The following is a 23,948-nucleotide window of genomic DNA, read 5'->3' as shown; positions in this document are numbered from 1 at the left end:
TCGGAACATTACGGCGAAATAACAGTGTCAAACCAGCAGGAGGACAGGAGCGTGCAGTGGAGAGTGCGGGCAATTCGTGGGGCAACAACTGCCGGAGAAAATTCAGTTGAGGCCATTCGAGCAGCAGTTCATGAATTACTGGATGAATTGGAAGCTCACAATCAACTTGATCCCGATGAAATTGTCAGTGCGACGTTTACAACCACTCGCGATTTAGATGCCATCTTCCCAGCCCAGGTTGCCCGCGAACGCCCTCACTGGAGCAACGTTCCGCTGTTGGATGTACAACAGATGCATGTCGAAGGTAGTCTCGAACGATGCATCCGCTTTCTCATCCACTTTAATACCCCCAATCCCAATCTGGAGATTCATCACCCCTATCTCCAGCAGGCCAAAAACCTGCGACCCGACTGGACCTTGGCATCGGCAACCTTAACCTCGACCTCTACCGTGCAGTCTCACCTTTCTTGAGTCGCCCTTGCTATGAATTCTCCCGTTTTGACCTCCACCTTTTTTCTCACCCTGCTGCTGGTCATCGGTCTGGTTTTCTTTATTCGAGCCTCGGTGAAAGACCGTATCCAAGCCGTTAAACTAGTGGCTGAGCAGTCTGAGTCCTCTCTGTTGGAGCAACTCCAAGACTACCTTACCCAACGCGCCTACCGCATTGCCGCAGTGGATGCGACCCAGAACCAAGTCACCTATGTCGGCATGGTTCGCCCCAGTTGGTTTCTGGCTATCTTTCTCTCACTCCTAGCAGCGGTCGGGTTGCTGTGTCTGACGCTGGTGCTCGCGATGTTAGTTCCGGACTGGGCAGCGGTGTTGTTAGGACTCCCCCTGTTATCTCCCATGGCGGGGGTGTTTTACTGGCGAAACGCAGGTCGCCCGGAGCAAGTGTGTCTAAGGGTTGAACCTCGGCTAGGGACTGCCTCCCCTCATTGCTGGATTACGGTGATTGCCCACCGGGATGAGTTGGCAGCCCTGCAGCAAGCCCTATTGCTCAAAGTTTGTGAGGAGTAAGCGACAACGCCAATCCCCATTGCCCTTCTCAAGCCACAGGTTCCCTGAGACAACTTTGAACCGTGGATACCACCGATTCAGCCAAGGCGTTGAAGTCATAGCCCCCTTCCAGACCAAGCACTAGGCGGCGAGTCAGTTGCAGGCACCTCTGGGTCATGTAACCAAAGTCTTGAGGCTGGAGGGCCATACTGGCAAGGGGGTCATCGGTATGGGCATCGTACCCAGCACTCACAATCAGGAGATCGGGCTGAAATCGCTGTAAAAACGGGCATCACTTGCTGCTCAAAGGCTGGCTGATAGTGGGCGAAGGTGCTTCCTGGAGCCATGGGTAGATTCAGGACATTCCCATAGGCACCCGTTTCAGTTGCATGCCCGGTGCCAGGGTAGCAGGGAGACTGATGCAAAGAGCAATAGGCAATTTGGGGATGAGTTTCGACGATCGCCTGAGTACCATTGCCGTGGTGAACATCCCAGTCAAGAATGGCAACGCGCTGGATGCCGGGTTGTTCCAGGGCATAGTGAGCCGCGATCGCCGCATTGGAAAAAATACAAAACCCCATGCCGCGATCGCCGAGGGCATGGTGTCCGGGGGGACGAGCAAGGATAAAGGCAGGTTCACCCCGGTTGAGGACTGTATCCACCCCATCTAACCAGGCGCTGACGGCCAGCAAGGCAACCTCATAACTTTGGGCCGACACCGGGGTATCCCCATCCAGATACCCCCCTCCCTGCTGTGCCAAGTGCTGTACCTGCTGAATATAGTCCAGGGAGTGTACCCGTTGCAGATCTACCAGCAGGGGTCGTTGCTGAACCGGAGTCGGCGATCGCCACATTAATTGATCCGCCTGGGGCATCGCTTCCAGAGCCTGCTTAACGGCGGTGAGTCGCTGTGGTTTTTCCGGGTGCCCATAGCCCGTCTGGTGTTGCAAAAATTCGTCGGAATAGAGAATCACTAACATTGGGGTGCAGGGTCACGGGGAGATCAAAATCGCGGTAGCCACCAATTCCATCGACCCATGAGGTGCATTGTAGCAGGCACGAGAATGGCTCGAATTAACGTTGCATCGATGGCAATGGCGATCGCACTTCCCAATCCCAAGGCTTTCACCAAAATAATACTAGTAAAGGCAAATGCTCCCGTGACCACTATCATTAACAGCGCAGCGCTGGTAATAATCCCGCCCGTATGCTCTAATCCTTCGATAATACTTTCAGAATTATTACCAGTGCGATCATATGCCTCCTGGATGCGGCTGAGAAGGAAGACTTCATAGTCCATACTCAACCCAAAAAGCACACAAAACAGCACCACAGCTAACAAAATATCGATGTATCCCACGGGGGTGAAATTCAACCAGGTCTGAAAGTGACCTTGCTGAAAAATAAACACCAGGGAACCAAAGGAGGCACCGATGGACAATAGGTTCATCACAATCGCCTTCAAGGGTAAAATAATTGAACGCAACAGCAGCCCCAAGGTCATGAAGGTAGCCAGCAGCATCGCTGCCAACACTAGGGGAAAGCGTTGCTCAATAACTTCAATGGTATCGAGGTCACTGGCGATCTGGCCGGAGACCTGAACCGTCAGCCCCGCTAACGGCTGCGATTTCAGATCTTGCACTAGCTTTCGGGATGCGGCATCATGACTGTCGCTGCGGCTTTTGACAATCACTAGGGTGGTGGCAACACTGCTGAATTGGTGAACGGCCTGGGTAAGCTGCGGCTGGGGAATTTGTTGGGGGTGTCGATACAGTTGCTGATAGTCTTTGAGGCTTAACTGGGGACTCAGATTCACCAGACTGTTGACGCTAGCAACCCGTTGATCTACCTCCAATTGATGAACAAAATTGAACAGGGTTTGAAGGTGCCGTTCGGAAAGAATCTGATCGCCGGGAGTGGGGGTCTGAATTGCTAGAAAAATTGGGGCGGTTTCTCCCACCCCAAACGCTTGTTGCACCACTTCAATCCCTTGGCGCGCAGGTAAGGCTTTGGGGAGAATATCGGCATTCGGCAGCCCAAATCGAGCCATGAAGAAGGGGGCGGTGAGGCCACCCACCAGGATGAGGATGCTCAGAAAGGCGGCGAAGCTGTGGCGAGTCACCGTGCGGGCGATCGCCGCCCAAAAAATTTTTCCCCTCGCCCCAGTCGGCGCGCTGGATCCCCTGGGATTAATCCGATGCCCCACCAATCCCAGTAACGCCGGCAAGAGTGTCAAAGCTGCAGTGACGGACAGCAGTACCACAATTGATCCAGCAATTCCCAAGGATTGCAGTAACAAGATGGGGAAAAGCATCAGACAAACCAAGCCAATGCAAACCGTCAGCCCTGAGAAGAAAACCGATCGCCCTGCGGTTGCTAAGGTTCGAGTGATCGCCTGCTCCACCGTCCCGGATGGCAATTCTTCTCGAAACCGACTGACTATCAGCAAGGAGTAGTCAATCCCTAACCCCAACCCCAACATCGTGGTGAGATTGAGGGCAAAGATCGAGACGTTCATCTGGAGCGTCACCAGGTACAAAATCCCAAAGGTGACGGAAACCGTCATCATTCCCATGGCAACGGGCATGGTCGCAGCCACAACGGAGCCAAAGATCACCAAGAGTAAGCCCAGCGCCAGCGGCAGGACAAATAATTCCACCCGACTCAGATCCGCTTTGCTAATGCGTTGGACTTCGCGATCGATGGCAGGCTTCCCCGTGAGAAACGTCTTTAAATCTTGAGGCGTCTGTTGGTTCAAGATTTGGGCGATCGCTGCGATCGCCCCATCTTTTTCCCGATCACGTCCCCGGAGTTGAATCAGACTGTACGCCGTTTGTCCATCAGCGCTGCGATATTCTGGATGGTCGGTGGGACTGACGACGGAACTCACCGATGATAAGCTACGAATTTGCTTCAGGAGTCGGTCAACCTCTCGCGAATCAATGCCTGCCGGCAGGTTTTTTTGCCGCTGAAACACCAGAATTAACGGATCGGGAATCACCTTGAGTTCTTGCTGCAAAAGTTGCTCAGCCTGATAAGCCGATCCCCCTTGGTAAACCGCCCCTGTCTCTTTCAAGGCATTTTCTAACAGCGGGGTGACCCCGAGGCTGGCGATCATCAACAGCCCCCAAAGGACAATGACCCAGATACGGTGGCCGTAAACCCAACGCCCTAACTGGGTCAATGGGGAGGAGCGTATCGGCTGCTGTAAGTCCGGAGTAGAGTTTTTCAACGGATTTGAAGTCACTAAAAAAGCGCCAGTCAGGCAGATAAGGACAGGATCAGACTGTCAAACGCCAACTCTGGAAGATTGCTTAACACGCCATCCCCCAAAGGCTTGTGCCGATGGCTGTCATTTCTGATGCTAACCCCGATCCCTGAAACCGGAAGGACACAAAAAATAGGGTGAGCCATGCCCACCCTATCAAAATCATCCCATCCGCTACAGAATCTTAGTAGCGGTAACCGCCGCCGCTGGTACCGGGCTTATGCACAATAAAGCTCATTACCTGGCATTGCTTGACGTTATCAAAGGCAACCACACGTATGTAGCAGTTACCGTACTCTGAGCGACACTGTTGCACTTCGGCCAAAACCTCTTGGGGAGTGGTGCAGTTGAACAGGGGCAGCTTCCACATCGTCCAGTAGTAAGTTTCTGCGGCAGAGTCTTCGTTGAACTCCACGCAAGGAATGAAGCCATTTTCAATCGTGTATTGAATCTGGCGGGCGATCTGAGCATCGCTGAGGGGAGGCAGGTAGGAGAAAGTTTCGTAACGACGCTCTTTGGGTAGAGTTTTCATGGATTCCTCGGTAATTTTTAGGTTTTACAGATGGAGTTCAGGGGTGGGAAGCCTTAAGCGCCTTCCGTCTCTGCGTCAGGCTGGGCCTCCGGAAGCATGGGAATATCAGGACGAGGACTGGCCTCTAGAACCTCAGAAGTCACTTGGGTCATCCGTTCCAACTGCTGGGTGCGCTGTTGTAAATTGGCCTGTTGGATACCCGTGCGAACCATTTCTGGTAGATAATCGGCAATTTCCTCAGCGATATGCTCTCGCACCGTTAGGATGCGGAATGCTAATCGCTGCTCTTCTTGGAAGAGGGCTTGCAGATAGTTCTCACCATCTTGAATGCTCACCCGATAGGAGAACTGGCGTAACCAGTACGCTCGTTTCGGCTCGGTTTCATCCAACTGTGCAATCACAACCCGCAGCGCCTGATAGGTCAGATAGCTGATCAGCGTTTTGGTCGTGTCCTTCGCAATCTGCTTGAGATCCATAAGGCAAGGCAAAAGTAAAAGGAAAAGGCAAAAGAAAATTTCACTCTTTACCGCTGACTTTTGCCCGTGGCCCTATATTTAGATGGTGTCCTGTGCCTCAAACTCGAACTTGATTTCCTTCCACAGTTCGCAGGCCGTTGCCAATTCAGGACTCCAGCGGCAGGCTTCACGAATGATGTCGCCGCCTTCCCGCATCAGGTCACGACCTTCGTTACGAGCTTGGACGCAGGCTTCCAAAGCCACACGATTAGCGGTGGCACCCGGTGCATTCCCCCAGGGGTGACCCAGGGTACCACCCCCAAATTGCAGCACTGAGTCATCCCCGAAGATTTCAACCAGCGCTGGCATGTGCCATACGTGGATACCACCGGACGCAACGGCCATCACCCCCGGCATCGATGCCCAATCCTGGGTGAAGTAGATGCCCTTGGAGCGGTCTTGCTCAATGTAGTTTTCCCGCAGCAGATCGACGAAACCCAGGGTGACGGCTTTGTCACCTTCCAGTTTTCCGACCACTGTTCCGGTGTGGATATGGTCACCACCGGACATCCGCAGGCACTTGGCGAGGACGCGGAAGTGCATCCCATGGTTCTTCTGACGGTCAATCACAGCGTGCATGGCGCGGTGAATGTGCAGCAGCAAACCATTGTCACGACACCACTTAGAAAGGGTGGTGTTGGCGGTAAAGCCAGCCGTCAAGAAGTCATGCATGATAATGGGCATTTCCAGTTCTTTGGCGAACTCAGCCCGCTTCAACATTTCTTCGCAGGTTGCAGCCGTACAGTTGAGGTAATGTCCCTTGATTTCACCCGTTTCAGCCTGGGCTTTATGAATGGCATCGGCAACAAACAAGAAGCGATCGCGCCAGCGTTGGAACGGTTGGGAGTTGATGTTTTCATCGTCTTTGGTGAAGTCGAGACCACCACGGAGACACTCATACACCGCACGACCGTAGTTCTTCGCCGATAGACCCAGCTTGGGCTTGATGGTGCAACCCAGGAGGGGACGACCGTACTTGTTAATTTTGTCACGCTCGACTTGAATCCCGTGGGGTGGGCCTTGGAAGGTCTTCAAGTAGGCAACGGGAATCCGTAGATCTTCCAAACGCAGGGCTTTCAGGGCTTTGAACCCAAACACGTTCCCCACAATGGAGGTCAACATGTTGGTCACAGAACCTTCTTCAAATAGATCCAGGGGATAGGCGATGAAGGCGATAAATTGGTTGTCTTCACCAGGAACGGGTTCGATATCGTAGCAACGACCTTTGTAGCGATCGAGGTCAGTCAACAGGTCAGTCCACACGGTTGTCCAGGTGCCGGTGGAAGATTCGGCTGCGACAGCGGCTCCCGCTTCTTCCGGTGGGACACCGGGCTGAGGAGTCACACGAAATGCCGCCAGAATATCTGTATCTTTGGGGGTGTAATCCGGAGTGTAGTACGTTAGTTTGTAATCCTTAACTCCGGCTGAATACCCAGCTTTGGCCTGGGTTTTTGTTTTCGCGTAAGACATACTTACCTTCCTAAAAAATCTGAATGCTCTAGACAGACCTGTCTCGCTAGTAATGGACTCTAACCAACTAACGCTCCACCCGCAGACACATGAGACGAAGAAATTGAGTTCTCTCTATGGGGTGTATAGAGACCGGGACAACTTGAATATATCAGGGATCACATAAGCAAAACTTCAGAACTTCTTGACCCATTTATAAGTATTCTTGTAGTGTTAATTTTTGTAATATAGCGCTGTATATGTTTACGATCCCCAGATGTCAGCCTTTAACGCCACTTGCTGCTTCTGTGGGCACAATATAGCGCTGCATGACCAAGAAAAAGAGAATAATTGGCGCGATCGAAATCACAGAACCCGCCGCAATGAGTCGCCAGTCCAGGGAAAAGGTTCCCGCTAAGGTCGCGACTCCCAGGGGCAGGGTATAAAGTTCTGGACGATCCAGGACAATTAACGGCCAGAGAAAGTCGCTCCAGGAGCCGATAAACACAAAAATAGCCAGGGTGACCAAGGCCGGTCGAATCGAGGGCAGCATCACGTACCACCAAATGCCCAACTCCGTGCACCCATCCATCCGCGCTGCTTCCTCAAGTTCCTTCGGAACCCCTTGAAAGGCCTGTCGGAGGAGGAAAATCCCGAATGCTGAGGCGATCGCCGGAAAAATCAGCCCCAAATAGGTATTTTTCAGGTGCAGTTGCACGGTCAAGATATACAACGGGATCATTACAATTTGAAACGGAATCATGATCGTGGAGACGATCGCAGCAAAAATGATCTCTCGTCCCCGAAAATCCAGTCGAGCCAACGGGTAAGCCGCTAAGGACGACAAGCATAGGTTCATGCCTACGGTTAAGATTGCAACCACAGTGCTGTTGAACAGATAGCGACCAAAGGGATTACTTTGCCAGACTTTGATAAAATTCTCAACAGTGGGGTGGGCTGGCAGAAATTGTGGGGGAAATTGAAAAATATCTTCAGCGGCGGATTTGAAGGCCGTACTCAGGAGCCAGAGCAGGGGAACCAGCATCCCTAGGGCGATCGCTGTCAGCAACCCGTACATCAAGATCACTTGCCACCATTTTTGCTTTTGACTCAACATGGTTTCCGGGGTTTTTGGGACGAAAGATTGCAGCCTTTGATTGTCAGGTTGGGCAACACTTGCCCAAAAGCATATCAGCGCCTGTGATCAACCGGGATATCCAAAAGGATGGTGCTGAAGAAGACTGCAAGCCCATATCTTTACGTACTCCATGCTGATTTGCTTGATTTTATAGTGTTGGTCAAGTAGCTTAGAACCTTCTCAGATGAGCAACCGTGGATCCTGGGAGGCGGTCTAACAGGCCAGATTTGGCTGATGGCTCATCGAAGCCATCCAGAACCGCTGGCTAGAATCAGAGCAGGTGTCAGAGGATGTCGATCGCCCTCGGTTCATTCTTGTTTGGAGTCCCCATGCTATTGCATTTAAGTACCTGGCCGGAAGTAGAAACCTATTTGCAGCGATCTCAGGGCATGATCATCCCCATTGGGTCTACCGAGCAGCATGGGCCGACGGGCTTAATTGGTACCGATGCCATCTGTGCTGAGGCGATCGCCCAGGGGGTAGGAGCTTCTACCCAAGCCATGGTTGGCCCCACGATCCCTGTCGGCATGGCCCTCCACCACACCGCTTTCCCAGGCAGTATCAGCCTCCGACCCAGTACCCTGATGTTGGTGGTTCGAGACACCCTCACCTGTTTGGTGCGTACTGGGTTTACCCGCTTCTTTTTTATTAATGGCCATGGGGGGAACATTGCAACCCTGCGAGCTGCTTTTTCAGAAACCTACGCCCATGTATCTGACCTCAACTTACCCCAGGGAGAACTCGTTCGGTGCCAATTGGGGAATTGGTTTACAGGCAGTGCGGTGATGAAGTTGGCCCGCGACCTCTACGGGGATCAGGAAGGATCCCATGCCACCCCCAGCGAAGTTGCCGTCACCCAATATTTGTACCCGGAGGCTCGAAAGCAAGCTGCACTCTCACCGGATGTGAGTCCAGACCATAGCATCTACGGAGCAATGGATTTTCGCCGCCGTTACCCGGATGGCCGCATGGGTTCTAACCCAAATCTGGCAACCCCCGAGCATGGGCAACAGTTCTATGAAGCCTCGGTCAAAGAACTCAGCCAAAGCTACCTGAAATTTATGAATGAACTCTGAAGCCACCTAGAGCAGTAAGGCTGCCCACCCCCTCAGTTGGGGATAGAGAAATGTTAGGGCAGCACCGAGCAGAGCATTGCTAGCAGTCCATTGGCCAAACCGAATACTCCAACCACCTGAGCCACTTTCCCATAAGTTGCTAGGGCGATCGCGTTATGTTACAACCCAGCAGATAGCAAAGGATGAAGAAAATGAATAAAACTCTCAAGGTGGCGCTGCTATTACTACCGCTGATCATTTACATGGGAGTTTATTTCTATCTTGCGACTAGTTTTACCACAGAAGTTGATTTCACCAAACAAAAAACTAGCCCTCTGTGCCGCCTCTATCGTTTGTAATTTCTATGTCCTGTATTATCACTATACGACTCCGCCCCATCCTAAATTTTTAATGCTTCCGGCACGAAAATTTTCCATTCGAGTACATGCGATTTCAGGAATCATAGAATTACTCTGTGGCATCGTCGCTTTTTTTAGTAGCGATCCGACTATTTGGGCAACCCTAATGGCTCTGTCAGCCATTATCGGACACATCACTTCGTCAAGTTATCAAACGCCAATTGTCTTTGGTGCTAAGGCGATTATGGTACCCTCCTACATCTTTTGCGTCGGGTTGCACTTGTATTGTGCCGTACAACTACTATTAAATCCAGAATCAACCGTGTGGTTATTAAATACTTTTTTGGTACTGAATATTTACGTCTGGTGTCGAGTTTTTTATTTTTATTTTCAACCCTTGGTATCTTCAAAGAATCCCTTTATTCTAGTTCCATATTGGTTGCTGGCTTCTTGATATTTCCAGCGGTTTTAGGGCCCTTGGGAAATCTATCTTTAGTTGGGTTTTTACTATGCTATATCGGCTTGTACAACCTCATAATGCAGCCTACCCAAGAAGAAAAAATTAGTCTCGTTCGTGAAAGTACTAGACAAACGTTAATTAACGAGCCTGCTAGAGAATTGTGGCTCAGTAATAATTTCAATATTACTGCTGGGGCCAGCGATCGCGAGATAGCCAGATCCGTTTTTGTCCAGTTAGATACAGATGGCAATGGTTGGCTAGACAAGGAAGAAACCAAAGAGATTTTGAAAAAATGGCAAGTCCCCAATAGTTTCGTGGAAGCCTTTATTAGTCAAAAGGGCACAAATGAAGGTTTTAGTTTTGAATTATTTTATGAACATGTCTGGCAAATCCCTAGCGTCAAGCAGCGGCTAACAGCGGCTCAAAGTCAAAATGAATATTTATCCAAAGATCCTAAAACCATTGGCGACGAAGAAAGGGCCAAAATTGTATTCAGTCAATTGGATATTTACCGCAATGGCTTTTTAGATTTCTTTGAAATCCAGACCTTGCTCCTGGAGTGGGGCTTACCAGAGGAGGAAGTACAACAGTATCTCAGAATGTATGATTTGAATGGCGATAGAAAATTTTCCTTCGAGGAATTCTTTCAATATATGCGACCCATCTGGTCTTTTGCTTTCTCAAAGATACTTTATCGCTCCTGACAAAGGATCAGTTCCAAACGGAGGGATCGCCTAGCATCTTTGCAATGCTCCTCAACTGAATTGAGATCACACAATTTTTAGGGCAGCACCAAACAGAGTAGTGCTAGTAATCCATTGACTAGATAAAACACCCCAACCACCTGGGTTTCTTTCCAGCCGGATAGTTCCAAATGGTGATGGAAGGGAGCCATTTTCAAAAGCCGCTTACCCACTCCATCCGGCCCTTTTGTGGCTTTGTAGTAACTCACCTGGGCAATCACCGACAGGGTTTCCAGGAGAAATAAGGTACTGAGAAGGAGTAACGCCCATAAGGTATTACTCAGGAGGGCGATCGCCGCCAAGGCTCCCCCCAAGGCCAGGGAACCCGTATCCCCCATAAATACTCGCGCTGGGTGGCGATTATGGACCAGAAAGCCCAGATAGCCACCGCTGAGACTGGCACAGAGCAACATCAGTCCGGGAAAAGCTGGTGCAATTAAGGCTCCCAATCCCAAGAGGGCGATCGCCCCGGTTCCTGCCGCCAAACCATCCAAACCATCCGTCAAGTTCGTGGCATTACTTTCCGCCACAGGCACAAACCAGGCTAGGGGCCAGAAGAACAGCCCCAAGGGAAGCGCAAGCCCCCAGGGAAAGGACATCGTGCTCAGTTGGGGCTGACTCCAAGCCAACCAGAGGCAAAAGAGGGCACTGAACCCAATCTGCAAGGCCAGCTTCATACGCGGCGATATCCCTTTGTTGGATCGGCGGCGGAGAATTTGCCAGTCATCGAGCCAGCCGATAAAACTGTAGGCCAGGGTGAGGGTTGCCGTGGCAATCACATAGACAAAATCAGAGGACGTAATTCCCAAGGTTAATCCGGCCCAAATCAAGGCGATCGCCACCGCCACAGGGACGAAAAACAACCCACCCATCGTCGGGGTTCCGGCTTTCTGCAAATGGGCTTGGGGGCCATCTTCTCGAATCACCTGCCCAGCCTTTAAGGCTCGCAGTAACGGTACGACCCAATAGCCCACCCCCGCAGTCACCAGGGCACTGGTAACAAGGGGGAAGGTCAAGGATAGAGGCGGGGGATGACCCCAGAGATGATCCAGAATCAGAGCCGTTGCACCTAACCCCCCCCCCGAGCAGCAGCAGCAAATGGGTACCGGAGAGGGGGAAACTACGGGATACGTTAGCACTCACGCCTCAATTCCCTCAACTGTTGAGAAGCTGTCATGTTTGAGCGGGTGACGGGCACTAATCTTCTAAATCCAGAACCTCGTCATCGTCGTCATCGACTTCATAGGTGTTGTCATCGCCACCCATCAACTCTGAAATTTCTTCGCCGTCTGCCGGATAGTCAAAATCATGACCATCACGAGCCAGCAACCGTCCACTGCTTTCCAGCCAGTTCAGGATCGAAGCCCCCGGTTTGAGGGGAATTACGGCTGCCCGTTGTTCACGAGGCTCTTCACGCAGGGAAGGGTTGTAGACCATACTTGGGGTTAGACTCGATAAACAGTAGATCTCAGTCTTTCATCTTAAAACAATTAGCCAACCGCTGTGGTCAGAAGGACGTAGGCAATGATGACAAAGACGACTCTCTTACAGGCGATCGCGGGGAAAAATCGGGGATTACTGGCGACGGAAACGGAAAAACAAGCGATCCTAGCGGCGATCGCCCAATTGGAAGGCTACAATCCCACCCCCCAGCCAACGAAGGCCGCCGCTCTCCTCGACGGGGATTGGCAGTTGATCTACACCACCAGTCGAGACATTCTCGGCATTAACCGTTTTCCCCTGGTTCAGCTTGGCCCGGTTTACCAATGTATCCGGGTTGAGGAGTCAAAACTCTACAATATTGCTGAATTGCAAGGCCTCCCCTATCTAGAGGCAATTGTCAGTGTGGTGGCTCGGTTTCAAGCCGTCTCCGACTGTCGGATATCGGTACAGTTTGAGCGCTCCCTGCTGGGTTTTCAGCGACTGATAGATTATCGATCGCCCGCCCACTTAATTGAACAACTCAAAACTGGGCAGCGCCTGTGGGCGTTGGATATCTCCCTAGAAAAACAAGAGCGTCTGGGCTGGGTTGATATCACCTATCTCGATCAGGAACTGCGGATTGGGCGCGGCAATGAGGGCAGTGTCTTTGTGCTGGTCAAGACATCCTAGATCGAGGGTTACCCCATGGCAGCAATTTCCACCCCACCCTTAATGCGGCTGTCTCAGGGACATCTGAATGTGCTGGCAGACTGCCCCCGCAAGTTTCAATACCTCTATTTAGATCACCTCGGCTCCCCGATTTCCTCCGAACAGCACGATCGCCAAACCTCGGGGAGTCGCTTTCACCTGCTGATGCAACAACGAGCGTTGGGGTTACCCATTGAGCCTTTGACAGCAGGTGATCCCCAACTGCACCAGTGGCTGAACGCCTTTGTGTTGGCAGAAGCAGAAATTTTAGGGAGTGCTGAGACCACCGCCCCTAATCTCCCTGGTAGCCTCACGCCTTGGCGTCAGAGTGAATATCCACGATCGCTCTACTGGCAAGACTTTTGGCTCACTATTATCTGTGATCTGCTGATCGCGGATGGTCAACAGGCTCAAATTCTAGACTGGAAAACCTATCCTCGGCCCCAGCAGCACCGCTGGCTGGCAAACAACTGGCAAACCCGGCTGTATCCCTTTGTCCTCACGGAAACCAGTCCCTATACACCGGAGCAAATTTCCATGACCTACTGGTTCTTCGACACGATGAGCGTGGAGGGAGCAACCCCTAGCCCCCAAAGCTTGACCTTTGCGTATAATACCGCCCTGCATCAGCAGACTCGGCAGGATCTCACCACTCTCTTGAACCAACTCAGGGGCTGGCTGCGAAACTACGAACAGGCACAACCCTTTCCCCAAGTTGCCCTCTCCACCGGGCAATGTCCTAGCTGCCCCTTTGCGTGCCGCTGTCAGCGCAGTTCTCAGCCAGCGACCGCGTTCCAGGCCACCAAGATTCCAGATCTAGCCCAAATTCCAGAAATCGCCCTGTAGTTTACTCCTCTTCTTCGGCGGTGGGAGGCACCAACGCCACGGCCACCACGGCATCGTCTTCATCTAAGCGTTGCAGTCGCACCCCTGTTGCCATTCGCGACTGGTGGGAAATCGCATTGGCCGCCTGACGGATAATAATTCCCCGACTGGTGACAATCATCAATTCATCATCGGCGTTCACCACCCGCAGGGATGCTAGACGATCTTGGGATTTGCGAAATTTGGTGGAGAGGACTCCGTAGCCCGCCCGATTTTGTAGGCGAAACTGGGAAACTGGCACTCGTTTGCCATAGCCCCCCATGGTGACCACCAACACCCACGGCCCCTGTTCCGGTAGGCAGGTACTTTCCTCTAAGGGTGCCTCATCGGTGATCTCAACCTCAGCCACCTCAAGTTCGGGCTCTTCGGTGGTTGGTAGATTGGCGATCACTTGAGCCGAGAGGATATCCATGCCAATGAGGTTATCTCCCTGACGCAAGGCCATGGCTCTGACACCGCGGGTCGCCCGCCCCAAGGGGCGAAGCTGTTCATGGTTGGCTCGGAAGTGGATGGACATGCCGTTGCGAGAGCCAATGATAATGCTATCTTCAGGAGTGGCTCGTCGCACCCACCGCAGTTGATCCCCCTCTTCCAGGGAAATTGCTATCAGGCCATTGGCGCGAATATTACTAAAGGCCGCGAGAACGGTCTTTTTGATGTAGCCCCCACTGGTCAGCATCACCAGATATTCCTGGTTACTGAACTCAGTGACTGGGACGATTGAGGTGATTTTTTCGTCCCGTGGGATCGGTAAGAGTTGGACAATCGGCACTCCCCGGCTGGTGCGAGAGGCCACGGGAATTTGATAGGCTCTCAGGCAGTAAGAGACACCGCGATCGCTGAAGAACAAGACACTATCGTGATCACAACAGGTGAGGAAGTGCTCGACCCCATCATCTTCCTTCATGCGAGTGCCTGACTTACCGCGAGTCGCACGACTCTGGGACTCAAAGGTATCCACGGGCATCCGCTTGATATACCCCTGCTCCGTCAGCAGGATGACGGCCTTTTCATTGGCAATCAGATCAACATCACCAAGTTCCCCTTCGGCGGCTTCAATCACCGTGCGACGGGGGGTGGCGAAGGTGGTTTTCAGTTGGGTAATTTCAGTTTGAATGATCTCCAGAATCCGCTCACGTCGCTCTAGGATGTCTAGGAGATCGGTAATTTGGACTTGTAAGTCTTCGTGTTCCTGCTGGATTTTTTCCGCTTCTAAGGCCGTCAATCGGCGGAGCTGCATCTGGAGAATCGCATCCGCCTGGGGTTCCGACAATCCATAGGTACTAATTAATTCCTGGCGGGCGGTGGGGGCATCTGCGGCATGACGAATCAGCACAATAATGCTATCCAGGTTCGTCAGAGCAATGAGTAATCCTTGGAGAATGTGATCCCGTTCCTCGGCTTTGCGGAGTTGATATCGGGTGCGTCGGGTGATCGATTCCACCCGAAAGTCTAAAAACACCGTGAGAAATTGCTTCAGGGCCAGGGTTTGGGGTTCACCATTCACCAGTGCCAACATATTGACACCGAAATTGGCCTGGAGGGGGGTCTGCTTGTAGAGGTTGTTGAGCACCACCCTGGGGTAGGCATCGCGCTTCAGTTCAATCACCATGCGCATGCCGTCGCGATCGCTCTCATCCCGGATATCAGAAATGCCCTCCAGTCGCTTTTCGTTGACCATTTCGGCAATTTTTTCAATCAGAGCCGCCTTGTTGGTCTGGTAGGGTAGCTCGGTGATAATAATTGCTTCTCGATCGGGGCGGCCTGGATGTTCCAGGGTCTCAATGGTCGCCACCCCCCGCATGGTGACAGAGCCTCGGCCTGTGGTGTAGGCTTCCCGAATGCCGCTAGTGCCAATAATTTGAGCCCCTGTTGGGAAGTCAGGCCCTGGGATGTAGTGCATCAAATCGATATCGGTCAGCTCTGGATTCTCAATCAGGGCACTAAGACCGTCAATCAGTTCGCCTAAATTGTGGGGCGGAATATTGGTGGCCATCCCCACCGCAATCCCAGAGGAGCCATTGAGCAGCAGTTGGGGAATCCGAGCCGGCAATACCAGGGGCTCTTGTTGGGAGCCATCAAAGTTGTCCCCAAAATCAACGGTTTCTTCCTCAATGTCTCGCAATAAGGCCTCTGTGGTGAGGGATTGCAGGCGACACTCGGTGTACCGCATGGCGGCGGGGGGTCGTTGTCAACGGAGCCGAAGTTGCCGTGACCATTGATCAACGGCGATCGCATGGAGAAGTCCTGAGCCATCCGCACCAGGGCATCGTAGACAGCCGTATCCCCGTGGGGATGGTATTTACCCAACACTTCCCCAACCACACGGGCACACTTGCGAAAGGGACGGTCAGGCATCAGACCCAACTCGTGCATGGCGTAGAGAATCCGACGATGCACCGGTTTGAGTCCGTCGCGGGCATCTGGTAGCGCCCGACCGACAATCACGCTCATGGCATATTCCAGGTAGGAGCGGGACATCTCAATCCGCAGGTCTGTGGGGACGATTCGCTCTTGAGTGGGTTCCTGGGAAAAAGTCATCGGGTCAGCCGCTCCAAAAATGCAAATTAAAGATTGGACAACTAAATTAAGTGGTTCAGAACTAATGCCGAAAACCCTTAAATTAACTGCCCAAAACAGTTCGAGACGCTACAATTTTACCACACTCCATTCACCACACCTGTAAAACCCAGACTGAGCACTCACGGGGGTGGCTTTGCATGGTATTTGAGACAGCCCATTTTTGATCCTAAGACTAACGTCAATCATGGCAGTTTCTTCGCCTCAATACTGGAATTTAACCAATGAAAAACCAAGGTTTATGGGTTTAATTTCCCACCGAGGAAATCTGAATTGAACTGACAATTACCTGAGTAATCTAAGCCCCCTGGTAGTTGTGGAGAAGCTCACTCCCTTCAACTTCCTGAAGCATCAAGTCTGAGATTTGAGTCCACTGCTGCCAGTGGTGAGGAAGAACTTGAAAACAATGATGGCTGGTGGCAATCCCTTTGTTGGTCTGCCGCCAGAACTGATGCCCATCGGTAATACCACAGTTAGGGGGATTCTCCACCATGGCAGCGGCAAGAGTTCAATGATTGCAAGTATTGAAAATTGGGAATCAAGTCCTTATCTAGTTCAGATCAGTCACAATAGGAGCATGAATCAGGTCGACTACCTTCGGATCAGCCTCATAGACCGCTGTAACTTCCGCTGCCTCTACTGCATGCCAGAAGCAGAGGAGCTTGACTATATTTTGCAGCAGGATCTATTGACCCATGGGGAACTGCTGAGGCTCCTGGAAGAGGTGATGATTCCAGTGGGGTTCACCCGGTTTCGGCTCACAGGGGGAGAACCCCTGTTACGTCCCGGTGTGGTGGATCTGGTGCGGGCGATCGCCGCCTTGCCTGAAACTCAAGATTTAGCCATGACCACCAATGGCTTCTCCCTGGCAACCCTGGCGCAGGATCTCTATGATGCGGGGTTGCGGCGCATCAACATCAGTCTTGATTCCCTCAACCCAGAAACCTTTGACCAGATTGTTGGGGGGCGGCATCGCTCTCGCTGGCAGCAGGTTTGGCAGGGTATTCAGACCGCCCACCAGGTGGGGTTTGATCCCCTGAAGCTAAACGTGGTGATTATCCCTGGGGTTAATGATCAGGAAATCTTAGATCTAGCTGCCTTAACCCTGGATCGCGGCTGGCACGTGCGGTTTATTGAGTTTATGCCCATTGGGAATTCCCATCTCTTTGGCGATCGCGGTTGGATTGCTTCCGAAGAATTGCGGCAGCGGATTCGAGCCCGCTGGGGTCTGATGGCCGGTCAAGTCAGGGGAAATGGCCCTGCGGATGTCTTCCAAATTCCTGGAGCCAAGGGCACCCTGGGGTTTATCAGCCAAATGTCAGAATGTTTCTGCGATCGCTGCAATCGCGTGCGCCTATCTGCGGATGGCTGGTTACGACCCTGCCTGCTGAACGAAACCGGACAAATCGATTTAAAAAACAGCTCTGCGCCAAGGAGCTACTGGGGCGGAACTGCAACACCAGGTACAGCAACTACTCGCCATCAAGCCCGACATTAACTTTAAAGATCGCAATGCTGGGACAACCACCGGAACCTACGCCCGAACCATGTCTCAAATTGGGGGTTGATGAGGTTGCTGCGGCAGATCCTAGGAATCAGCCAGCATCATTTGACCTTGGTAGCCCGTAACAATCCGGCTGCCGTCCTTGAGAATATGAATTTCCATTTGGTCACTGGCCCAGGTGAGACGATCCTTGAAGGCCGGATTGAAGACATGTACCCGCTGGTTACTGGACGAGACGAGAGACTCGGGGGAATGGATGGCCAAGGACTGGACATAGGCCCCGTCAATTAAAAGATCAAGCTGTGCCAGCAAGTCCTGAACCCCTGCTGGCGACTGATCCGACTGTAATTGTTCCAGGGTGAAGCCCGTAAATGACAGGACATTTAACCCCGCTGCTTTGACTTTACGAGCCAACTCAGCCAAGGCCGGGGCTTGCCAAAAGGGTTCTCCCCCCGAGAAGGTGACCCCTTGATTGCGAGGATTGCTCAGAATCTTGTGAACCAGAGCCTCTACCCCAATCAGCTGATTGATTTCAAAAGACCAGGAATCTGGATTAAAACAGCCCGGACATTCCCGCAAACATCCCTGTACCCAGATCACGGCCCGACTCCCAGGGCCGTTCACCTCTGACTCGTCTACGTATCCCATGATGTTGAGATAACCGGGGGGAATGGCTAGCAGATCAAGGTACGGGTTCGTTTTATGATTTTTCATCAGACTCCCTCCATGAATGTGATGTCAGGGACTGCACCCTTGGAGATCGAATCCTTAGGGGGGATACGCCAAAGATCTAGTTAAGAAACGGTTATTCTAAGTCTGACAATTCCTGATCCACTTCATCATCTCATTGACATGGGGGGACAGGACACGATAAATCATGATTCAACCGTTACACTCGTTTTTCAGAATGCAAAGTTTTTTAAACTTTCGGCTATATCAGCCTCAAGGGGGATGGACATGGATACCAGTTTGATCATATCCAATATCTTGAATCCACCGATCCTGTTTTCTTTTTGGGGATGATGGCTGTTTTTGTCAAATCCGACCTGGAAATTCCTGCCCCTGTCCCCAAGCTTCTCTCGCTGTATCTGCTATTTGCCATCGGGTTTAAGGGAGGGGTGGAGCTGATCAAGAGTGGCATGTCCCAGGAAGTCGGTCTGACCCTCCTGGCTGCGGTGTTGATGGCTTGCGTGGTGCCGCTGTACACCTTTTTTATTCTGAAACTGAAACTTGATACCTATGATGCCGCAGCGATCGCGGCCACCTACGGTTCCATCAGTGCTGTTACATTCATCACCGCAAGTGCCTTTCTAACGGCACTGGGCATTAATTTTGATGGCTATATGGTCGCAGCCCTGGCACTGATGGAGTCTCCAGCGATCATTGTCGGTTTGATTCTTGTGAATCTGTTTACGGAGGATGAAAAGCGTGAATTTTCCTGGTCTGAAGTGCTACAAGAAGCATTTCTTAACAGTTCAGTTTTCCTGCTCGTGGGCAGCCTTCTGATCGGTGTATTGACGGGAGAACATGGTTGGCAAGTCTTGGAACCCTTCACTCAGGGACTGTTCTATGGCGTTCTCACCTTCTTTTTGCTGGATATGGGACTAGTCGCCGCGAGAAGAATTAAAGACTTACAAAAAACCGGCGTTTTTACTGATCTTGTTTGCCATACTGATTCCTATACTCAACGCAGGTATTGGGTTGCTGATCGCTAAATTCATTGGTATGCCCCAGGGCAATGCACTCCTGTTCTCCGTCCTCTGTGCGAGTGCTTCCTACATTGCTGTCCCAGCAGCAATGCGGATGACGGTGCCGGAAGCAAATCCCAGTCTGTATGTTTCCACGGCACTGGCGGTGACATTCCCGTTCAACATCATTGTGGGAATTCCAATTTATCTGTATGTAATTAACCTGTTTTGGAGATAATCCCATGCATCTCGTTAAAAAAATAGAGATTATTGCCAACTCATTTGAACTAGAGAAGATCGTGGATGGTTTAGATAAATCAGGTGTCCATGGTCATGCCGTGATTCGCAATGTTGCCGGTAAAGGATTGCGAGATAGTGAAGATTTAGACATGACCATGCTCGACAATGTTTATATTATCGCGTTCTGTATGCCGGATCAGGCTAAAGCAGTGGTTGAAAATGTTCGACCACTCCTGAATAAGTTTGGGGGAACCTGTTATATCTCAGATGTGATGGAGATTCGCTCGGTTAAATGTGTGGCATCGCTGTGAAGCAGAGAGGATGAAAAATCCATGATCAAGGAGACTGAACGTTTTTATTTTTTCATCCTCCCATCTGTTCTGGAGAATCAATATGGATCACAACAAGCATTTTATCGGTCGTCGCAATCTGCTAAAACTAGGGTCGATGAGAGCCCTGGGGTTAACAGCAGCCGCCAGTAGTTTGCTCTGGCGAGTTAAACCGGTTCACGCTGCCGAATTATCAGCGATCGCGCCATCATCCCTCTCTCCCAGTGCCGCGCTGCAAAAATTAATCGAGGGCAATCAACGATTTGTCCAGCATCATCCTCAATACCCTGATCAGTCTGAGTTACGGTTACGGGAAGTTGCTCAAGCCCAACATCCATTTGCTACGCTTTTGAGTTGTGCCGATTCACGGGTACCGGCTGAGATAGTTTTTGATCAGGGCATTGGAGATATTTTCGATGTGAGAATTGCCGGGAATATCGCTACGCCTGAAGCGATCGGCAGTATTGAATATGCGGTGGTGCTGCTAGGGACACCGTTGTTGATGGTGCTCGGTCATGAACGCTGTGGAGCCGTCACCGCTGCGGTTCAAAACGAAGCCCTCCCCGGTGAGATTAGTACCTTTGTTGAGGCCATTCTGCCAGCGGTGAAACGGGTTAAAAATCAGTCCGGTGATCTGGTGGACAATGCGGTAGTTGCCAATGTGCGCTATCAGATCGAACAGTTGCAGCGATCGCCGCTGCTCATGGAGCGGATGCAGTCCGGTAAATTGAAAATTGTGGGAGGACGATACGACCTCGATACAGGAATCGTGAAGATGATTGCTTAGTGAACGGTTAACAGGTCTAGGGTTGCTGTCTCTAGATTGGTCTGTGCCAATTTCATCAAGAAGCGGAGGGCTTTGGCAATGTAGCTAGCGCAAACGTAAGGAGACGTTGCGTAGAACGATCGCCATGCCAGTCCTTTCTGTTGATCGTAGTCATGACTGTGTTGAGGGTGTCGGTCTAACCAAGCGAGGCGAACCGCATGACCAATGAGGACATCTAGAACTAGATAATCCTCAATTTGTAACGCTGGGTTTTGCGCCGCGATCGCTGCTAGTTCCATGAGTGCTTCTATGTTGACCTGACGGTATTCGGGAGCCTGAATTTTGTTCAGTAGATGCTCCACTCGCAGGGCAAAATTTTTCTCTCCTGGGGTCATTTCTGCCAGAATCAGATCACTGTCAAGGCGATTGCGGCGATCGAGCTTATCGCCAATCACTAATCCTTTACAATGCTGCATCACCTGCCAAACCTTGGGATAAAAGCCCTTAGGGACTCGGTTTAGTCCGCCATCCCTCTGGCGTTGCAACAACCAGTTGGTGGGGCTTTCTGAATCGGTCTCTGCAATCACAACCCACTGAATTGATTGTTGCTGCTTGACATGCAGCGATTCCAATTGGAAGAGGGTTTGATTCAGATCGGCATAACCAACCAGCACTTGGCGCAACCGCATTTTGACCTCGAAGGGGCTCAGCCGCATCAAGTATTCGTAAGCCTCATCCTGGGTAACCTGCAACTCCTGGGCTAGTTCGCTGGTGATCAGCAAAATCAGATAGCCGACTCGCAAGGTCAGCAAGCCATCAAATAATTGCGGATCAGTTTTGATCAGCACACTGATGTAAATGATGATTTCCTGAGTCAGGGGCGGTTCTCGCACATCCTTGCTACTGAAAGCGGCAATCTTGGCCATGACATCCGCAGACGGCATGGGGCTGGTGATCAGGGATGCCTCGTTATAGGATTTACCCACTGCAATCTGTTTGCCTTGGATCAGAATGCTAGTGACCGCATCTCCCAGACCAATATCCACTTTATCCATCAAACCAGCCGCGCGGCGAATGATCGCCCAGAGTTGCAGTTGTCCGGCCTTGAGATAAACCTCATGCAACAAATCGGCAACGGTGAGGGGAGAACTGGCCTCTAGCAAGCCAGCGTCTAATCCTGTGTCAAAGTCCAGCCCCCTTAATTGGGTAAGGGTTTCTAGTAAGTCGATTTGCTCGTAGAGATTAGCAGACTGACGCAGGGTGGTCAGCAAGCAGGAGACATCGGTTTCAGATTCCAGTAAAAATTCCTGGGTATTGCTTAAGGGATGATTGGCCTTGGGGTCAGCGCGTAAAACCTCAGCCAGGGGTGACACCCCCTGCAAGGGAGCCTCGGAGAACTGAAAGTCATGAATAAAGTCAATCCGTTCCGTTCCTGCCGTGAGCATCAGTTGATTCAGGGAACCTAGTTTCACGGTGACCCCGTTGCAGTTCCCCTCCTGCAATTCATTCAGCAGTTTCAGCAGGGGGGATTGATCGATGCCCCCAGTGCGGCCAATGTCAAACATTGTTTGGGTGAGCATCAGTGTCATGGTGGGGCGGCCTAAGTGATGCCAGTGGCGCTGAATGTAGACCAGTTCGCCCTTAATCTGAGACACCAAAAAATGGTAATCAAGGGTGAGATAAAATTGCTGCTGATCGAGGAAGGCGGGCAAAAACACAAGCGTAGTGCCGCGAATACGGAAAATTTTAGAGGTGGTGAGACTGCGCAGACGGCGAATCGGGCGTCCCGTCAGCCGCAGCTTGTCATTGCGACCAATCTGGTAGTAAATTGCCGATAATTCATCGGCTTGGCGCACCTGGATCGGGGCAATTTGTTGGGGGGTCTGGGTGGCGATACCGTAGGTTGCCAATTCTGCCTGGAGAGTTTCGTTTTCTGCAAGCAGGGCGATTTGAACCATGGGGGGCTGATCGGTTCTAATCCGCCGGTGGCGTCCCAGGGGATCGATGTCTCCCACGGCTAAAAGACTGTCCCGCAGCAGTTGCCCCAGTAGATAGAGACTTTGCGCCCAAACCAACGGCAGGTTGGCATTGGGGAGCCGGGGCTGGCTTTGGGGGATCGCCCGTTCGGCTTCAATGGCAGCCGCAGGGAGAAAAAACAGCTCCGGCAATAGTTGATAGCCATTCTGCTCCACCAGGAGAGATTGCAGCTTTTGATGGTAGGACTCGACTTGATCGCGATCGCCGCGAAACAAGGCATCAAGTAAGAGGTAGGTGAAAAATAAGGGCCACTCACACTCAATATGTTCAAACTGCTTCAGTTCCCATGGCTCGTAGTGCAGACGGCTTGCATCTTCAATCACCGTCTGGTGTCCATCTCGCAAGAAGCGTTTACAGCCATATTTCCCCTCCAGCTTGGTGACAACATCGGTGCGTGTCCGTTCCACCAAGGCGGCATCCTCAATGGCAAAGGCGGGATAGCCAATCACACTTAGGAGGGCTGCATCGACCTCCTTGGAACCGGATTCCCTCGGAAGCAGCGATCGCAGAGTTGTGCGTGCCCGAGCAATTTCATCCAACAGCACATGAATCACCGAAGCTTGACTGCCCCGCATACCAAATAAATTCAGGCCATTGATGGCTTCCAAGGCTGCCTTTGCCATGCCCACAGAACTGGCATTGAGTTCTGGGTTCCCTTGATTGGCTTTGTTGCCGCGTTCCCAGATGCCGTAGTCCGGAGTGCGATAGGCTCGCCCAATGTAATAGACCAGGTTTTGGACAAAGTTGACTTCGTCTTGGGTGAAGATGATCTGTAATCCAGAGGCGATCATCTGGGACAGCATCAACAGGTAAAGCGAGGTAGCATCCAGTTGCAAGTGTCCCCACTGTTGATCCCCGACAACGGTTGCCGCAGTGCTGGTGTCGTACTTGGCATGGAGGGCATCCAGAGGTGCTTGGGTGACTTTAAACCGCTCGACTTTTTCGACCTGCTGCATCATGGCAAACAGCAACCCCCGCATCAGCTTCACCACACTCTGCTCGAGTTCATAGGTGCGCCCCTGGTCGCTCTCTAACTTCCGGTAGGCCAGTGCCAGTCCCCAGACGGCCAGAATGCTGTAAACGTTGTCTCTCACCCAGGCATCGGTGTAGTCGCCGTGGGCATTAATCGCCGTGCTGGCAGGCAGTAGCCCCGTTATCGGATGTTGGCGAGAGAGAATGATCGCTGTTACCTGCTGGTAATAGGTATCTAATCTGGATGCAAGGGGAGCAGCGGGGGGCGGAGCAACGTCGATGGAAGGGAAAATAGTCATGCT

Annotated in this window: 19 protein-coding genes and 4 pseudogenes; 11 read left to right on the top strand and 12 right to left on the bottom strand. The window is 51.8% G+C overall.

Translation table 11 applies throughout. From position 1 onward, the window contains the following. Positions 1-51 precede the first annotated feature (51 nt). Both aroH and DO97_RS13125 read left to right on the top strand, forming a co-directional pair. Positions 52-471 (top strand): chorismate mutase, encoded by a 420-nt coding sequence (aroH, locus tag DO97_RS13130; protein WP_036534152.1) that lies wholly within the window; start codon positions 52-54, stop codon positions 469-471. 12 nt (positions 472-483) lie between these two features. Beyond that, a complete protein-coding gene (locus tag DO97_RS13125) occupies positions 484-1,017 on the top strand; it encodes a cofactor assembly of complex C subunit B (protein WP_036534150.1) in 534 nt (177 codons plus the stop codon). 28 nt (positions 1,018-1,045) lie between these two features. On the opposite strand, the pseudogene DO97_RS13120 reads toward DO97_RS13125, so the two are convergent. From DO97_RS13120 to DO97_RS13095, 6 genes and pseudogenes are all read right to left on the bottom strand, one after another. Beyond that, positions 1,046-1,976 (bottom strand): annotated as a pseudogene (locus DO97_RS13120) (histone deacetylase family protein). Positions 1,977-1,999: 23 nt separating this feature from the next. Further along, positions 2,000-4,228 (bottom strand): MMPL family transporter, encoded by a 2,229-nt coding sequence (locus DO97_RS13115; protein ID WP_156120564.1) that lies wholly within the window; start codon positions 4,226-4,228, stop codon positions 2,000-2,002. A 220-nt stretch (positions 4,229-4,448) separates the two neighbouring features. Then, positions 4,449-4,796 (bottom strand): ribulose bisphosphate carboxylase small subunit, encoded by a 348-nt coding sequence (locus tag DO97_RS13110; RefSeq protein ID WP_036534148.1) that lies wholly within the window; start codon positions 4,794-4,796, stop codon positions 4,449-4,451. A gap of 53 nt (positions 4,797-4,849) precedes the next feature. Further along, positions 4,850-5,272 carry a RuBisCO chaperone RbcX gene (rcbX, locus tag DO97_RS13105; RefSeq protein ID WP_036534147.1) on the bottom strand — a complete coding sequence of 141 codons (423 nt, stop codon included), beginning with the start codon at positions 5,270-5,272 and terminating at the stop codon, positions 4,850-4,852. 78 nt (positions 5,273-5,350) lie between these two features. Next, complete coding sequence (locus DO97_RS13100) at positions 5,351-6,781, bottom strand: form I ribulose bisphosphate carboxylase large subunit (RefSeq protein ID WP_036534144.1); 1,431 nt, start codon at positions 6,779-6,781, stop codon at positions 5,351-5,353. A 259-nt stretch (positions 6,782-7,040) separates the two neighbouring features. Continuing rightward, a complete protein-coding gene (locus DO97_RS13095) occupies positions 7,041-7,877 on the bottom strand; it encodes a carbohydrate ABC transporter permease (protein WP_036534142.1) in 837 nt (278 codons plus the stop codon). A gap of 350 nt (positions 7,878-8,227) precedes the next feature. On the opposite strand from DO97_RS13095, the gene DO97_RS13090 reads away from it, so the two are divergent. The 3 genes from DO97_RS13090 to DO97_RS13085 all read left to right on the top strand — a co-directional run bounded on the left by DO97_RS13090 (position 8,228) and on the right by DO97_RS13085 (position 10,476). After that, positions 8,228-8,974: a creatininase family protein gene (locus DO97_RS13090; protein WP_036534139.1), complete on the top strand. Its 747-nt coding sequence runs from the start codon at positions 8,228-8,230 to the stop codon at positions 8,972-8,974. Between the two features lie 191 nt (positions 8,975-9,165). Then, positions 9,166-9,312: a hypothetical protein gene (locus DO97_RS25185; protein WP_204368622.1), complete on the top strand. Its 147-nt coding sequence runs from the start codon at positions 9,166-9,168 to the stop codon at positions 9,310-9,312. Between the two features lie 264 nt (positions 9,313-9,576). Then, positions 9,577-10,476, top strand: coding sequence for an EF-hand domain-containing protein (locus DO97_RS13085; RefSeq protein ID WP_204368621.1), 900 nt, complete (start codon positions 9,577-9,579; stop codon positions 10,474-10,476). Between the two features lie 77 nt (positions 10,477-10,553). Here DO97_RS13085 and mraY read toward each other — a convergent pair whose 3' ends face one another. Together mraY and DO97_RS13075 are read right to left on the bottom strand one after the other, a co-directional pair. Continuing rightward, positions 10,554-11,654 carry a phospho-N-acetylmuramoyl-pentapeptide-transferase gene (mraY, locus tag DO97_RS13080; RefSeq protein ID WP_338038682.1) on the bottom strand — a complete coding sequence of 367 codons (1,101 nt, stop codon included), beginning with the start codon at positions 11,652-11,654 and terminating at the stop codon, positions 10,554-10,556. Positions 11,655-11,712: 58 nt separating this feature from the next. Next, entirely contained in the window at positions 11,713-11,952 is a 240-nt protein-coding gene (locus tag DO97_RS13075) for a DUF3134 domain-containing protein (RefSeq protein ID WP_036534136.1), read from the bottom strand. Between the two features lie 87 nt (positions 11,953-12,039). Between DO97_RS13075 and DO97_RS13070 the strand changes: the two genes are divergently transcribed. Then, positions 12,040-12,627 (top strand): PAP/fibrillin family protein, encoded by a 588-nt coding sequence (locus DO97_RS13070; protein ID WP_036534133.1) that lies wholly within the window; start codon positions 12,040-12,042, stop codon positions 12,625-12,627. A 15-nt stretch (positions 12,628-12,642) separates the two neighbouring features. After that, on the top strand, positions 12,643-13,491 hold the full coding sequence (locus DO97_RS13065; RefSeq protein ID WP_036534131.1) for a PD-(D/E)XK nuclease family protein: 849 nt from the start codon (positions 12,643-12,645) through the stop codon (positions 13,489-13,491). 1 nt (position 13,492) lies between these two features. Here the strand turns inward: DO97_RS13065 and gyrA are convergent. Both gyrA and DO97_RS13055 read right to left on the bottom strand, forming a co-directional pair. After that, positions 13,493-16,071 (bottom strand): annotated as a pseudogene (gene gyrA / locus DO97_RS13060) (DNA gyrase subunit A). Positions 16,072-16,408: 337 nt separating this feature from the next. Next, positions 16,409-16,603, bottom strand: a complete 195-nt coding sequence (locus tag DO97_RS13055) for a hypothetical protein (protein ID WP_036534128.1) — start codon at positions 16,601-16,603, stop codon at positions 16,409-16,411. Between the two features lie 84 nt (positions 16,604-16,687). Between DO97_RS13055 and moaA the strand changes: the two are divergent. Further along, positions 16,688-17,678 (top strand): annotated as a pseudogene (gene moaA, locus DO97_RS13050) (GTP 3',8-cyclase MoaA). A 20-nt stretch (positions 17,679-17,698) separates the two neighbouring features. Here moaA and DO97_RS13045 read toward each other — a convergent pair. Then, entirely contained in the window at positions 17,699-18,328 is a 630-nt protein-coding gene (locus tag DO97_RS13045; protein WP_036534126.1) for a 4Fe-4S single cluster domain-containing protein, read from the bottom strand. Between the two features lie 243 nt (positions 18,329-18,571). Here DO97_RS13045 and DO97_RS13040 point away from each other — a divergent pair. From DO97_RS13040 to DO97_RS13030, 3 genes and pseudogenes are all read left to right on the top strand, one after another. Further along, positions 18,572-19,540, top strand: a pseudogene (locus DO97_RS13040) (sodium-dependent bicarbonate transport family permease). 4 nt (positions 19,541-19,544) lie between these two features. Then, the gene (locus tag DO97_RS13035; protein WP_036534124.1) at positions 19,545-19,853 is read left to right on the top strand and encodes a P-II family nitrogen regulator; all 309 of its coding nucleotides are present in this window, start codon (positions 19,545-19,547) and stop codon (positions 19,851-19,853) included. A gap of 82 nt (positions 19,854-19,935) precedes the next feature. Next, positions 19,936-20,658, top strand: coding sequence for a carbonic anhydrase (locus tag DO97_RS13030; protein ID WP_036534123.1), 723 nt, complete (start codon positions 19,936-19,938; stop codon positions 20,656-20,658). Here the strand turns inward: DO97_RS13030 and DO97_RS13025 are convergent. Then, entirely contained in the window at positions 20,655-23,945 is a 3,291-nt protein-coding gene (locus DO97_RS13025; RefSeq protein ID WP_052128715.1) for a glycoside hydrolase family 15 protein, read from the bottom strand. The genes DO97_RS13030 and DO97_RS13025 overlap by 4 nt on opposite strands. Positions 23,946-23,948: the final 3 nt, after the last annotated feature.

The organism is Neosynechococcus sphagnicola sy1 (assembly GCF_000775285.1).
Taxonomy (GTDB): domain Bacteria; phylum Cyanobacteriota; class Cyanobacteriia; order Neosynechococcales; family Neosynechococcaceae; genus Neosynechococcus; species Neosynechococcus sphagnicola.
Note: the sequence above shows the minus strand (reverse complement) of the source record. Positions and strands in the feature narration are given on the sequence as shown.